This window comes from Halobacteriovorax sp. JY17 (genome assembly GCF_002753895.1).
GTDB lineage: Bacteria > Bdellovibrionota > Bacteriovoracia > Bacteriovoracales > Bacteriovoracaceae > Halobacteriovorax.
Window position 1 is genome coordinate 499027 of the sequence record NZ_NJER01000003.1, and the last position, 12752, is coordinate 511778.

At 35.6% G+C, this 12752-nt stretch carries 12 protein-coding genes; 3 read left to right on the forward strand and 9 right to left on the reverse strand.

Annotated features, from left to right (window positions below; genetic code table 11):
- Positions 1 to 79 precede the first annotated feature (79 nt).
- On the forward strand, positions 80 to 835 hold the full coding sequence (locus tag CES88_RS14900; RefSeq protein ID WP_290736134.1) for an FHA domain-containing protein: 756 nt from the start codon (positions 80 to 82) through the stop codon (positions 833 to 835).
- Here the strand turns inward: CES88_RS14900 and CES88_RS14905 are convergent.
- Together CES88_RS14905 and icmF are read right to left on the reverse strand one after the other, a co-directional pair.
- Complete coding sequence (locus CES88_RS14905) at positions 825 to 1421, reverse strand: cob(I)yrinic acid a,c-diamide adenosyltransferase (RefSeq protein WP_290736137.1); 597 nt, start codon at positions 1419 to 1421, stop codon at positions 825 to 827. The genes CES88_RS14900 and CES88_RS14905 overlap by 11 nt on opposite strands.
- Complete coding sequence (gene icmF / locus CES88_RS14910; protein WP_290736140.1) at positions 1421 to 4576, reverse strand: fused isobutyryl-CoA mutase/GTPase IcmF; 3156 nt, start codon at positions 4574 to 4576, stop codon at positions 1421 to 1423. The genes CES88_RS14905 and icmF overlap by 1 nt, the downstream gene beginning before the upstream one ends.
- A gap of 157 nt (positions 4577 to 4733) precedes the next feature.
- On the opposite strand from icmF, the gene CES88_RS14915 reads away from it, so the two are divergent.
- Complete coding sequence (locus CES88_RS14915; protein ID WP_290736143.1) at positions 4734 to 5165, forward strand: 4Fe-4S dicluster domain-containing protein; 432 nt, start codon at positions 4734 to 4736, stop codon at positions 5163 to 5165.
- A 19-nt stretch (positions 5166 to 5184) separates the two neighbouring features.
- Here CES88_RS14915 and lspA read toward each other — a convergent pair whose 3' ends face one another.
- Genes lspA through CES88_RS14935 form a run of 4 tightly spaced genes read right to left on the reverse strand, consistent with a single transcriptional unit; the run spans position 5185 to position 9892 of the window.
- A complete protein-coding gene (lspA, locus tag CES88_RS14920) occupies positions 5185 to 5682 on the reverse strand; it encodes a signal peptidase II (protein ID WP_290736147.1) in 498 nt (165 codons plus the stop codon).
- Positions 5683 to 5692: 10 nt separating this feature from the next.
- Positions 5693 to 7192 (reverse strand): sigma-54 dependent transcriptional regulator, encoded by a 1500-nt coding sequence (locus CES88_RS14925; RefSeq protein WP_290736151.1) that lies wholly within the window; start codon positions 7190 to 7192, stop codon positions 5693 to 5695.
- 15 nt (positions 7193 to 7207) lie between these two features.
- Positions 7208 to 9100 (reverse strand): CHASE2 and HATPase_c domain-containing protein, encoded by a 1893-nt coding sequence (locus tag CES88_RS14930; RefSeq protein ID WP_290736154.1) that lies wholly within the window; start codon positions 9098 to 9100, stop codon positions 7208 to 7210.
- Between the two features lie 24 nt (positions 9101 to 9124).
- On the reverse strand, positions 9125 to 9892 hold the full coding sequence (locus tag CES88_RS14935) for a hypothetical protein (protein WP_290736157.1): 768 nt from the start codon (positions 9890 to 9892) through the stop codon (positions 9125 to 9127).
- A gap of 234 nt (positions 9893 to 10126) precedes the next feature.
- On the opposite strand from CES88_RS14935, the gene CES88_RS14940 reads away from it, so the two are divergent.
- The gene (locus tag CES88_RS14940) at positions 10127 to 10963 is read left to right on the forward strand and encodes a TIM barrel protein (protein WP_290736160.1); all 837 of its coding nucleotides are present in this window, start codon (positions 10127 to 10129) and stop codon (positions 10961 to 10963) included.
- A 30-nt stretch (positions 10964 to 10993) separates the two neighbouring features.
- On the opposite strand, the gene CES88_RS14945 is transcribed toward CES88_RS14940, so the two are convergent.
- From CES88_RS14945 to CES88_RS14955, 3 genes are all read right to left on the reverse strand, one after another.
- Positions 10994 to 11500: a hypothetical protein gene (locus CES88_RS14945; protein ID WP_290736163.1), complete on the reverse strand. Its 507-nt coding sequence runs from the start codon at positions 11498 to 11500 to the stop codon at positions 10994 to 10996.
- 73 nt (positions 11501 to 11573) lie between these two features.
- Positions 11574 to 12017, reverse strand: a complete 444-nt coding sequence (locus tag CES88_RS14950) for a hypothetical protein (RefSeq protein ID WP_290736166.1) — start codon at positions 12015 to 12017, stop codon at positions 11574 to 11576.
- An 11-nt stretch (positions 12018 to 12028) separates the two neighbouring features.
- Positions 12029 to 12742: a hypothetical protein gene (locus CES88_RS14955; RefSeq protein WP_290736168.1), complete on the reverse strand. Its 714-nt coding sequence runs from the start codon at positions 12740 to 12742 to the stop codon at positions 12029 to 12031.
- Positions 12743 to 12752: the final 10 nt, after the last annotated feature.

Here is a 12752-nt window from a genome sequence, read left to right on the forward strand (position 1 = left end):
CATTATATAGGCAAACGCCTTAATTTTCCCTATTTGTCCAAAACACAAAGGTGATTTATCATAAATACTGGAGATCATTATGCCAGTACTATTAATTGTTAAAGAGAACGGTGAGGAAAGGAGCTTTAAGCTTACTTCTCAACCACTCGTGCTGGGAAGATCAAGTAAATGCCACATTCAAATACAAGACCAGATGTGTTCTGGAAAACACTGCGCCTTTAAGCTAAATCAACAATTTAAAGTTCTAGTTAAAGATCTTGAATCAACTAATGGAACCTACTTAAATGATTGTCAAATTATGGATTCGCATCTGATGCTGGACGACATTATTAAGATTGGTAATTGTGAGATCTATATCGAGCGTTCAGAACTTTCTCCAAGAGAAAAAGCAATTCTCACTAGAGATGAGCCTACTGCACAGATCAAGTTCATGGACCTTCCTTCTAATAATAAGGCTCTTAAGCCTTCACAAGTTGTAAGAGCCAAGCAAGCCTCACAGGCTCCTCGAATATCGCAAGCACCAAAGAAGCTCTTTCCAGAAAAACCTAGAGAAGTTGCTCCTACTCCAAAAGAAAATATTGAAGCTCCTGACAAGAAAGTTCAAAAATCTGGAACTGCAAGTGTATCTCTAAAGGAGAGAATTGCGGCAAAAGGCAAGAAGTTCAAAGACGCCCAATCTGCGGCGCAGTTAGAGTCACCCAATGAAAGACAAATTGATCTTGAAGAATCGAGTGGTGACACTCAATTTATAAAGATTGATAAACCCTCTTCAGCAAAAGGTAAGAAAGAAAAAACATCTTTCGCTTCAAAACTAAGGAAAGTATTTAAGAAGTAGGCTTACCTGGTATCCACCAAACCTCGTTCGTTTTCATAACCTTATTTCCAAACCTAGAAATAATAAATAGAAAGTCTGATAAGCGATTTATATACTTCAGTGTTTCTGCAGGAAGCTCTCCACCATGTTGAGCTTCATAAGATGTTGCATACCTCTCCGCTCGTCTACATACAGTTCTAACAATATGAAACTGAGAAGAGATTTTATGTCCCCCAGGAAGAACAAAGTACTTCAAAGGCTCTAGAAGAGAATCAATACGATCTATTTCTTTCTCTAGCGTTTCAACGTCTTTAACACTTATAGAAGGAAGAGAGTAATTTTCTCTCTTCTCTTTTTCGCAAGCAAATATTGAACCTATAACAAAGAGATCATATTGAATTCGTTTTAAATAAGGAACAAGAGCGAGAAGCTCGCTTTCTGCAAACTCTTCAATTAAAGTAATGCCCATTCCAAGATGAGAGTTTAATTCATCAATTTCTCCGTAAATATGAATACGAGAATCTCCCTTAGAAACTCTTGTTCCACCGACAAGCCCAGTTGTTCCCTTATCTCCCGAGCGAGTATAAACCTTAGACTTGTCACTCATTACATATTCCTTCTATATCTTCCGCCAATTTCATAGAGAATATTTGTAATTTCTCCAAGCGTACAATAATTAACTGTTTTTAGGAGTTCTTCAAAAATATTCCCTCCAGAAAGAGCAACGGCCTGTAACTTTTCAAGAGCCTCTTTAGAGTCAGAAGCGTTTCTCTCTTTAAAAGAATTCAATCTGGAGATCTGCTCATTTTTCTCTGCATCTGAACATCTAGAGATTTCAATTTCTTGATTCAGTTGTTCTTCAAAGTTATCAGCAATATATGTATTCACACCAATAATTGGAAGTTGGCCATTATCTTTCAAAGTTTCATAATGAAGTGACTCTTCTTGAATCTTTCCTCTTTGATACATACTTTCCATAGCGCCAAGAACTCCACCTTTATCTGAAATTCTTTCAAACTCAGCGAGAACAGCTTCTTCTACAATATCGCAAAGCTCTTCGTAGATATAAGAACCCTGCATCGGATTATCTGTCTTATTGAGTCCAAACTCTCTATTGATAATCATCTGTATCGCCATCGCTCTTCTTACAGACTCTTCAGTAGGCGTTGTAATCGCTTCATCATACGCATTTGTATGAAGAGAGTTACAATTATCACTAAGAGCTAAGAAGGCCTGTAGTGTTGTTCTAATATCGTTGAAGTCAATCTCTTGAGCATGAAGAGATCTTCCCGATGTTTGAATATGATATTTAAACATTTGTGATTTTGTGCTCGCACCGTACTTATCTCTCATTGCAACTGCCCAGATTTTTCTAGCGACACGTCCAATAACTGTGTACTCAGGATCTAGTCCATTTGAAAAGAAGAACGATAAGTTTCCAGAGAAGTCATCAATCTTCATACCTCTTGATAAGTAGTACTCAACAAAAGTAAATCCATTTGAAAGAGTAAAAGCAAGTTGAGAAATTGGATTCGCCCCAGCTTCTGCGATATGGTATCCACTTATTGAGACAGTATAGTAATTCTTAATCGCCGCCTTACAGAAGTATTCTTGAACATCTCCCATTAATCTTAGCGCAAATTCTAACGAGAAAATACACGTATTCTGCGCCTGATCTTCTTTTAAAATATCTGCCTGAACGGTACCACGTACCTGTTGCATAACTTCAATTCTCTTTTGCTCATTCCAGAAGTCATCTCCTGAAAGAGCTTGCCTCATCGCTGTATTCATAAACATAGCGAGTATAATTGGTGCCGGCCCATTAATTGTCATTGATACAGAAGTCATTGGATCGATTAACGAGAAACCTTTAAATAAGTCGCCCATATCGTCTAGTGTTGCAATTGAAACTCCCGCCTCTCCAATCTTTCCAAAAATATCTGGTCTCTTATCTGGGTCTTCACCGTAAAGAGTCACAGAATCAAAAGCCGTGGATAGTCTCTTTGCAGGGTCATTTTCAGACAAGTAATGAAAACGCTTATTCGTTCTAAGAGGTCCTCCCTCTCCGGCAAACATTCTCTTTGGATCTTCATCCGCTCTTTTAAAAGGAAAGATTCCCGCCGCATATGGAAAGAAACCTGGAAGATTAGCACGTTTAATAAATCTATACTTTTCTGATATTGAATCTAATTTTGGAAATGCAACTTTAGAAATCATAGAACCTGAAAGAGATTCAAACTTTGTTGGAACTTTAATTTCTTTATTTCTAACGGTGTAGGAAAATTCCCCTGACCCATATTGAGAAATTGCACTCTCACAAACTTCTAGCTCTTTAAACACTTCAGGAGAAATACTCTCTCTAACTTCTGAAAGCTTCTCTTTGAGTTCTTGGTTCTCTGGCATTATTTCTGTAGCTTTTAATAGCGCTTCGTAGTCTTTAAGTTTTTCAAAGCTCTCTTTTGCATCATTATTATATGAGTTAACAGTTGAAGAAATATCCCTTAGATAAAGACTTCTCTCTGGTGCAATGATCTTTGTTTTATTCTTAGGCGCACGCTCAGTATGAATATCCTTGATCTTAGAAGTATCAAAACCAAATTGCGTAGCAATCTCACTAAAGAGAGCATTTACACCAGAATCATTAAATTGTGATGCCATCGTTCCAAAAATTGGTAGCTGATCATCCTCTGGGGCGCCCGGGTGCCCAGCAAATAATTGATGATTTCTTCTATACTGTTTTCTAATATCTCTAAGAGCGTCTTCCGATCTAGGCTTTTCAAACTTATTTAAGACAATCATATCTGCTTGTTCAAGCATTTCAATTTTTTCAAGCTGTGTTGCCGCCCCATACTCAGGCGTCATCACGTAGATACACTTATCTGCAACTCTTGTAATCGCATCTGAAGCCTGCCCTATCCCTGAAGTTTCAACAATTATCAAGTCATACTTTTGAGACTTTAAGAAGTTTACAACTTTTTCAATCTGTGGAGAAAGTTCTGTCTTAGAATCTCTAGTGGCTAAAGATCTAATATAGAAATTATCGTAGCTTGAAGACCCAAGTCTAATTCTATCTCCTAAAAGAGCGCCCTGTGTTTTCTTCTTAGTTGGATCAACTGAAATAAGAGCTATATTACAATCACTATAATATCTATAAAACCTAAGAAGAGTTTCATCAATTAAAGACGATTTCCCTGCCCCACCAGTTCCTGTAATACCAAGGACAGGTGTTTCCTTTGCTTTAATTTCAAATGGTAAATCAACGCCATCTTCTATTGAAGTAATTGCTTTAGAGATTTCTAAATTGCTTAGACTCTTATTCTCAAAGCTCTTAAAATCGACTCCATCGAGTGTAGAATAATCGGCCTTGGCAATCATATCTTTTATGATTCCTTCAAGACCTAACTTCATTCCATCTTCTGGAGAATAGATTTTTGTAATCCCTTTTGCGTGAAGCGCTTTAATTTCAGATGGAGTTATCACACCGCCACCTCCACCAAAGATTTTTACGTCCTTAGCTCCTGCTTCATCTAATAACTCTCTTATGTAAGCGAAGTATTCATTATGACCGCCCTGATAAGAACTAAGCGCAACTGCATTCGCATCTTCGTGCAAGCAAGCATCCACAACGTCCTTAGCAGATCTATTGTGACCTAAGTGAATAACTTCAACTCCATTTGCCTGTAGCAAACGTCTCATGATGTTGATTGATACATCGTGACCATCAAAAAGACTGGCCGCCGTTACGAATCTTAAACGCTTCATTAACGATTTCTCCATAAAATATATTTAACACTAGTGAATTTACACCAGAGGGAATATATCGTATAAACCAGAGGTTGCAAAATCTCTTTATACATATGCAAATTTAAGCTATTATGAAGCTTAAACTGATTAATATACGCGCAGAAAGGTTATTCATATGAGTGATGACAGAACAATAATTCTTGAAAATCCATTTCACAATGCCAGGTTTAAACCTGTCCGAAAAGGGAAGAAGCCACCGAAATTACTAGCAATTGTTCACCAAAGTGGTTGTACTGGTTGTGAGGTTTGTATCGCTGGGTGTCCAGTTGACTCTATCGAGCTCGTTGCTGGCCCAAACCCGGATAATCCAGGATTTAACCAGACTGTTGAGATTGATCTCGCTCGTTGTATAGGTTGTCAAAATTGTTCACAGGACTGTCCTTGGGAAACCATCACAATGTATAACACTGATGATGCCTTCACAGCATGGGGTAATGAAACTCTTAAGTCAGAACTTTATGTAACAGAAGATGTCTTTGAAGAACTTAATGAAAAGCATGGTGTGAAGCCAGAAGAAGATTCAGCTGAGGTTGAAGAAACTGCTTAAGTATTATCGAAGGCCGCTCTTAAGAAGCGGCTTTTTCATTTCTCTTTTTTTCTAAGAAAATAAAATCAATAATTAACATGCCTGCCGCAATACTAATTGCACTATCTGCAATATTAAAGGCAGCAAAGTGGCTTGTTCCGATATAGAAATCGAACATGTCCACAACATACTTTAAACTATAACGATCAATAAGATTTCCAACCGCTCCCGCGAAGATCAGGCTATACGTTGTACAAAGCCAAGCACTAGTGTGCCTAGTTCTCCAAATCAGCCATAATAACCAAAGACAAGCTATAGTTGGTAAAACCAAAAAGAAAGTTATTCTTATAAAGTCACCAGAACCCGCTCCCATACCAAAGGCCGCACCAGAGTTTTGAACATACACTAAATTAAATAGCCCAGGTATTACTGGTAAGGACTCACCGAGAGTGAAGTTCTGCTGTATCGCACCTTTAGTGAATTGATCCAAGAGAATCACTCCTACAATAAGGAGTGACATTTTCCAAATTCTATCCATTTATTTATTCCTAATAATATGACTTCGGATTAATTTCATACTTCTCTATTTTCCTAAGAAGTGTCTTCTTAGGAATATTTGCTTTTAGAGCAGTTTGATTAATCTTACCCTTATTCATCTTAAGAGCATGGATGATAAATTCCTTTTCAAAGAGATCTTTTGCTACTTGAAAGTCTAATTTAATCTCATTATCTTCCGTAACTGTTGCAAAAGTAAATTGATATCTCCCAACTTCTGAGTCTTCGACAACATTATCAACAACAGAATCTTGGATACCTTTAAAGTCAATTTGAACACTAGACTCATCAGAGTTATCTTCTGGTCTATCTACAATATTTGCACTCTTCTTAACCGGTTCAGGTAGAGATGAAATATTTATTTGCTCAGATGATTCAATTATAAAAGCATGTTCAATAACATTTCTAAGTTCCCTAATATTTCCCGGCCATGAGTAGTTTTTTAAAACTTCCTGTGCCTCTGGAACACATCCTTTCATTTCAAGATTGTGAATACCATTAAAATATTTAACGTAGTAATCAATTAGAAATGGAATATCTGACTTTCTTTCTCTAAGCGGTGGTAGATATACAGGAAGAACATTTAATCTATAGAATAAATCTTCTCTAAACGTTCCTTCCTTAATCATTTCTTCAAAAGGCTTATGTGAAGCTGCAATCACTCTTACATCACACTTAATATCTCTATTTGAACCTACAGGAGTAAATGACTTCTCCTGAAGAACTCTCAATAATTTCACCTGCATCGTAGAAGAGATATCTCCAATCTCATCTAAAAAAATTGTTCCACCATCTGCGTATTGGAACTTACCTATCTTTCTCTCACTCGCCCCAGTAAAAGCACCCTTCTCATGACCGAAGAGCTCTGACTCAATTAAGTTGTCTGGAATAGCTGCGAGGTTAATCGTTACAAAGCGGTCATCTTTAAGTGGACCGTTAAAGTGAATAGCTTTTGCTACAAGCTCTTTACCTGTACCTGACTCACCTCTAATTAAAACTGGAGTATTAACTTGCGCTAACTTTGAAATAACTCCAAAGACTTTTTGCATAACATCTGATTCACCAACAAATTTATCATCTCCTCTTCCAAGAGATAATGACGGTGCAGAAAATATAGATGTTTCAACTAAGCTTCTTGCTTTTAGTGCTCGTTTAATTAAAGCAACTAAGTTTTCAGAGGAGATTGGCTTTTCAAGATAATTATAAGCGCCTTCTTTAACCGCCTTAACGGCATCGCCAACATTTGAATAAGCAGTAAGAATTAAAACAATAATGGAAGGATCATACTTCTTAATTTCTGTTAGTGCTTCAATACCACTCATCTCTGGCATATTGACGTCCATAACAACGAGATCATACTTTTCTTTATAGACACAACTTAAAGCCTGCTTACCATTGTCGGCAGTATCAACTTTAAAGTGATGAAACTCTAGAGCTTGTTTAACAGAGTCCTGTAAAACCTTATCATCATCTACAACAAGTACCTTGTGCATATCTCTTCCTTTTGTTTACTTATTCTTTAATTTAATTTTAAACGTTGTCCCATTACCAACAACTGAGTTTGCTTCAATCGTTCCGCCATGTAACTCTACAAAGTATTTTACCAGATATAGTCCAAGACCGGTTCCTTTAATTGAGTGACTTGCATCATTTTTAACCCGATAAAACTTCTCAAATATATATTCCAGATCTTCTAGAGGAATTCCTACTCCATTATCTGAAATTGTGATGTAAACCCATTGCTCATCATCCCACGTTTTTACGACAACCTCAGAACCCTCTCCGGAATACTTTATTGCATTTTCAACCAAATTTGCAAAAACTCTCTTCATAAGGTTTATATCAAATTCAATTGGATAAAGTGGAGCTAATTCTTGAACAACTGTTACATCTTTAAGGGATGCTTCATATTGCAAACTCTCAACAGTATTCTCTACAATAGAGTTTATATCTTTCGATTGCATATTCAACGATATATTTCTTGATTCAACCTTTGTTAAATCTAAAATTGAAGAGATGAATTTATTTAACTCTTTTGTTGCATCAATTATTGACTGAAGCCCACTTGAAAGTTCAACATTTCCTGTATTCTTATGCTTCATCACATCGGCCATGCCAGCAATTTTAGCAACTGGCGTTTTCAAGTCATGACTCATTAAAGAAATGAAGTTTTGCTTTAAGTTTTCAACCTTCTTTAAGAGTTTTGTCTCTTCTTGTATAGCATATCTTCTTTGGTATTCTCCAATTGCTCGAAAAGGAACCCAAATGTAGTAGACAACAAATACTGTTAGAACAATATGTGTTATATAGAGCCAAAGCCCCAGCATTGAGAAGAGCAAGTACGCCAAGAGAATAACTCCGAACATAAGAGCAAGAGTCATGGCGAGACCTGTCGTCGGCCTCATTCTTGAAATGATTATTGAAAGAAATAGTGCAATTAAAATGGCCAAAACATTTGAAACATCTCTAGGTATTTGAAGAATTGTTTTATTTTGAACAAACGCCTGAATGATTTCTGCATGAATAGCGAGTTTTGAAGAAATATATTCTTCTCTATTAAAAGGTGTCAAAATCGTATCATTCGTATTTGAGATGTAGCTAGGACCAACGAGAACAGTTTTATTTTCAAAGAAACCTTTCGGAAAGTTTCCAACGAGAACTCTATGAAAAGGTATTTTCTTTATTTTTCCTTTTGTAGAAACTGGATTCGTGAAGTATCTAAAAAGCGCAAAAGTAGCATCTGCTTCTTGGAGATAGTAAGCTCCTTGAATCGAAGTTGCATCAAGCCTTTCCATTCCCAGCTTCTCTCTACTTGTATTTGCCATCCATAAATGAAAAGACTCTTCCCCTGATATATTTATGAGCGCTCTACGAGAAATATCATCTTTTGCAAATGTTGCATTATCCTTATTTAGAACGGCCAGAGAGTAACCTAGCTCTCGAAGATCTCTTGGAGGTAAGTGCTCATCCCAATTATCCATATTAGTTCCAAAGCGAAAGACACCTCCTGCTTTGGTATAGTTCTTAGTAAGAAGTTTGAATTTATCTAAAGCCTGCTTTTCTCTTGAGGAATCAGGCTCTAGTAATCCCACTAAGTAGCCTACCGCTCCAGGATTATCACTTAGTAGTCTTTCAATTAAAATTTCATGTGAAGCATAAGTATAGGGAAAGCTCTCTCCAAGAAATTGATCACTCTCTTCATCCATAGTAATAAGAACCACTTCATCTTTGAATGAGATACCCGCATCATACTTAATTCTTAAGTCATAGAAAATTGATTCAAGTGAAGCAAATGAGTACTGGAAGAGTACCACTATAAAGATAACAGTGAAGACTAACGGATAGAGTCTTGATGTATCTATTTTCTTTAAATAGCTTAAAATTATCTTTAATTGTTTCAAATAATGACCAAAGTTACCAATTTATTAAACTGAATGTTTTTCTCTTAGATAATATGATAACTTCTCTTTTCCTTCTTGGTGAGTGAGGGAAATTGTTTCAGTACAAATTTGAAATAGGTACGACCTTTTTTCTACAGTATTACCGTTAATCTTAAATAAGCTCGCTTCAAGCTCATGTTTAAAATCAAATCTCAAGAGAAAGTCTGCTATAAGCTTTTCTTCTATCTCTTTCGAATTCAGAACATAATTCTTAAGTAGAATAAATGGCATCAGTAAATACTTAATAAGTGCAGAGAGTGCCTCTAATCTATACTTCTCTAAAATATTTGAGAAAATTAGTGGACTTAAAATTATTGTAAACAAGACTAAGTAGATGGATATCTTTCTTGCGACCTTTCTCTTTATTTTAAAACACGCCAAACTCAGTAGGGCCTCTAACTCTTTGTCACTTAAACTAGTCAACGTTTCTGGATTAACAATTATGACAGGATTTGAAAAAGCATTATCTATAATATGCCAACCACGAACTCTTCTTGATGTATAAAGGTTCACCCTTGATATAGAAAATTTAAGTCGAATATTAGAAAGCATATAAGAAATTCTATTTTGATTTACAACTAACTTCGCTCTCATATAGCCCAATAAAAGACGATCACCAAAAATAAAGGCCAGAAGAATCCATAGACTTAATATGGAGGACGCATAGATTTCACCAAAACTTGGAAGTAAGATGAATCCTATCGCACTTGTAACGGAATAGAAGAATAATAGAAAACCAAATAAAAACAACATATTACATATCAAACAAAGAAGGTTGATCCTTACTTTATTACACCTTTTATATGAAATTATAGACAAGAATTTGTAATAGGGATATAACTCAACTCGTCATAACCAAAAGGAAACCCCGACCGATGATAACACACTGTTATTAAAGAGGTTTTCTCGGCGCGTCTACTACCCGACGCAATATTGTGATATGACACTTTTTAGTAAAAATATTTAATAAACGTACACGGGAGATATATGCAAGCAAATAAGCTATTGTTCGGTACTGCGGGTGTTCCAAATAGTACACAGAAGAAGAATAACCCAATCGAAGGCGTAAAACAAATCCATGCTCTTGGTTTAGACTGCATGCAATTAGAGTTTGCTCACGGTGTAAGAATGAAGGAAGAAGTTTCTTCAGCTCTTAGAAAAGTTTCTTATGAACTAGGTGTTCCTCTAACTTCTCACGGACCTTACTACATCAACCTCAACGCTAGAGAACAAGATAAAATTGACTCTTCTGTTGAAAGAATTATTCAGACAGCGAAAATCTCTGATCTTTGTGGTGCGGAGTCTATGACTTTTCACGCCGCCTTCTACATGAAGGATTCTCCGTTTGATGTATTCGACCTTGTTGAAAAAAGTATGAACGTTATTGAAGAAAGACTAAGTAGACTTGATATTGAAATTGAACTTCGTCCAGAATTAACAGGAAAGACGAGTCAATTTGGATCGCTTGATGAGCTTATTACTTTAACTAAGAATGTTTCTTCATGTGCTCCATGTATGGACTTTTCTCACCTTTATGCAAGAACTGGAAAGTATAATACTGAAGAAGAATTCAAAGAAGTTCTAACAAGAATTAAAGACGAGATTGGTGAATCCTCTCTTTCAAATATGCATATTCATATTTCAGGAATCAGCTCTAACTCAAAGGGTGACTTAAAGCACCTTAACCTTGCAAAGTCTAAATTCAACTGGCAAGCGTTACTTAAGAGTTTAAAAGATTTTAATTGTGGTGGTTATGTTATCTGTAACAGCCCTAATCTTGAAGATGATGCTCTACTGATGAAAGAATTTTATAATACATTATAAGAAATAAGGCCCTCGCAAGAGGGCTTTTTTTTAAGCTGCTTGCTCTCTCGATTCACAATATTTTCTAAGCCAGTTCAATATCTCTTCACTTTCTTTTGGTAGAAAAATTAAATAGCTTTCTCCGTGTCCACAAAAGCAGATTGCCTGATAGTCATAATCAATATCAGATTTGAAAATTTCATCCATTAGAAATTCTTCATTGAAGCTCTCAAATATTTTATACTGAGGATTATTCATCTCTGAGAAGAGACTTGAAAATTGCCCCCAATTTCTAGGACATGTATAACTCTCTCCCTTTAACTCAAAGTGAAAGGAAGAAGTGCCTTCAAAGTAATCCATACAGCCAAAGCTAACATTAGAGCGAAGTAGCTTATCCTCTAAAAAGTGATCACTTGAATTGCTCTCAATATTTGAAATAAATTTTGATTCAAAATAAGCTGAAAGGTTTGTGCTATTTTCTTCTGTCTCATCAACTCCCAAATATGTCTCAGACACAAGTGTAGATAGCAGAGAATCTTCTTTTAAGTTCGATTTCATAGCTATCTTGTCGGGTATTTTGGAGAAGAACTTTAGTGATTTGCTCAGGATTCAATGATCCCGAGCACTTATGCTATTTTGACTCTATATCTAATGCATTTTCTGCGTCTATATAAGTTTTAACATTAGTTACATTTTCTATTTTCCAAGCATTTTCAATTTTGATCATTTCAGCAATTTTCTTATTATCTACTCTATAGTCTTTAGTACTTTCACCATATTGATCATAGCTTATTAGATAAGTAATAAAGCACTTTGCTTCTGAACAATTGGCGTGGACAATTTTAAATATTTTCTTCTTATATTTAGATAAATCAGAGAATTTTTCAAATTCCTCTTCCTCCATCGACAGTATAGAATCCTTCATTTGACCACTCAAATAATCACCCATCTCATTGCGATCAAGGGAACCACTGAATCTCTCTTTGACAAAGTTGCTCAACGTTTCTTCAGCACCTTTTTCTTTAAAACAACCTGAAAGCAATAGAGCTGCGACAATAAATAAAAGCTTACGCATTTTTTAACCTCTTAAACATTAATTGGATATATTCCTCTGTCGCTAATTATATCATAGAAATCAATCCAATTAAGACTAGTAGAATTTTGCTCATTTAATACATAAAGACCAAAGCCATCTTTAGACTGAGTCCCCACCTTCGCTTTAAACTCAAAAGAAATGGCCTGATAAGACATGGTCACTAAAAGTAGATCATTTACATTTAATTCAAAATCGTTGGTTGAAAGAAAGAAGCTTTCTCTTGACCAATTCTGAATAATTCCCCTAACTTCTTTTCCACTTCCATCTGTCAGAATCGTACAGACCTTTTGAAGACCGGAATTTCTTAAATTTCGACTATCAAAATTAGGATTATAAACAGACTCTTCAAGCTCTAACTTCCAGATCATAATAAAGAAGAAAGATGCAAAGGTATAAAAGAGGAAATAGAAGAGTATTGTTTTATCAAACGACTCAAAAAATTGATAAAAACAGATAAGACTTATCAACATTGAGGTGAAAATAATTTGAAAATACGATATTTTTTTAACAAAGAATATTGAAACACAATTTATAAATAATAAAGAAACAAGAAGTATATAGTCTAATCCCAAGTCATATAGCCTATCAACATTTAGAGCTGAGTGACCAGTCTTTAGCGAGAAAACAACGTGAAGGAAAATGAAAGAAAAGACCTGAAAAAGGATTAAGTTAAAAACATTTGATGTTCGCTTTAAGATTCTCATTCGCTACCCG

Excerpts from the sequence above, each read along its gene's own strand:
- CES88_RS14900 (WP_290736134.1), top strand. The coding sequence starts at position 80 with ATGCCAGTACTATTAATTGTTAAAGAGAACGGTGAGGAAAGGAGCTTT.
- CES88_RS14905 (WP_290736137.1), bottom strand. The coding sequence starts at position 1,421 with ATGAGTGACAAGTCTAAGGTTTATACTCGCTCGGGAGATAAGGGAACA.
- icmF (WP_290736140.1), bottom strand. The coding sequence starts at position 4,576 with ATGAAGCGTTTAAGATTCGTAACGGCGGCCAGTCTTTTTGATGGTCAC.
- CES88_RS14915 (WP_290736143.1), top strand. The coding sequence starts at position 4,734 with ATGAGTGATGACAGAACAATAATTCTTGAAAATCCATTTCACAATGCC.
- lspA (WP_290736147.1), bottom strand. The coding sequence starts at position 5,682 with ATGGATAGAATTTGGAAAATGTCACTCCTTATTGTAGGAGTGATTCTC.
- CES88_RS14925 (WP_290736151.1), bottom strand. The coding sequence starts at position 7,192 with ATGCACAAGGTACTTGTTGTAGATGATGATAAGGTTTTACAGGACTCT.
- CES88_RS14935 (WP_290736157.1), bottom strand. The coding sequence starts at position 9,892 with ATGTTGTTTTTATTTGGTTTTCTATTATTCTTCTATTCCGTTACAAGT.
- CES88_RS14940 (WP_290736160.1), top strand. The coding sequence starts at position 10,127 with ATGCAAGCAAATAAGCTATTGTTCGGTACTGCGGGTGTTCCAAATAGT.
- CES88_RS14945 (WP_290736163.1), bottom strand. The coding sequence starts at position 11,500 with ATGAAATCGAACTTAAAAGAAGATTCTCTGCTATCTACACTTGTGTCT.
- CES88_RS14950 (WP_290736166.1), bottom strand. The coding sequence starts at position 12,017 with ATGCGTAAGCTTTTATTTATTGTCGCAGCTCTATTGCTTTCAGGTTGT.
- CES88_RS14955 (WP_290736168.1), bottom strand. The coding sequence starts at position 12,742 with ATGAGAATCTTAAAGCGAACATCAAATGTTTTTAACTTAATCCTTTTT.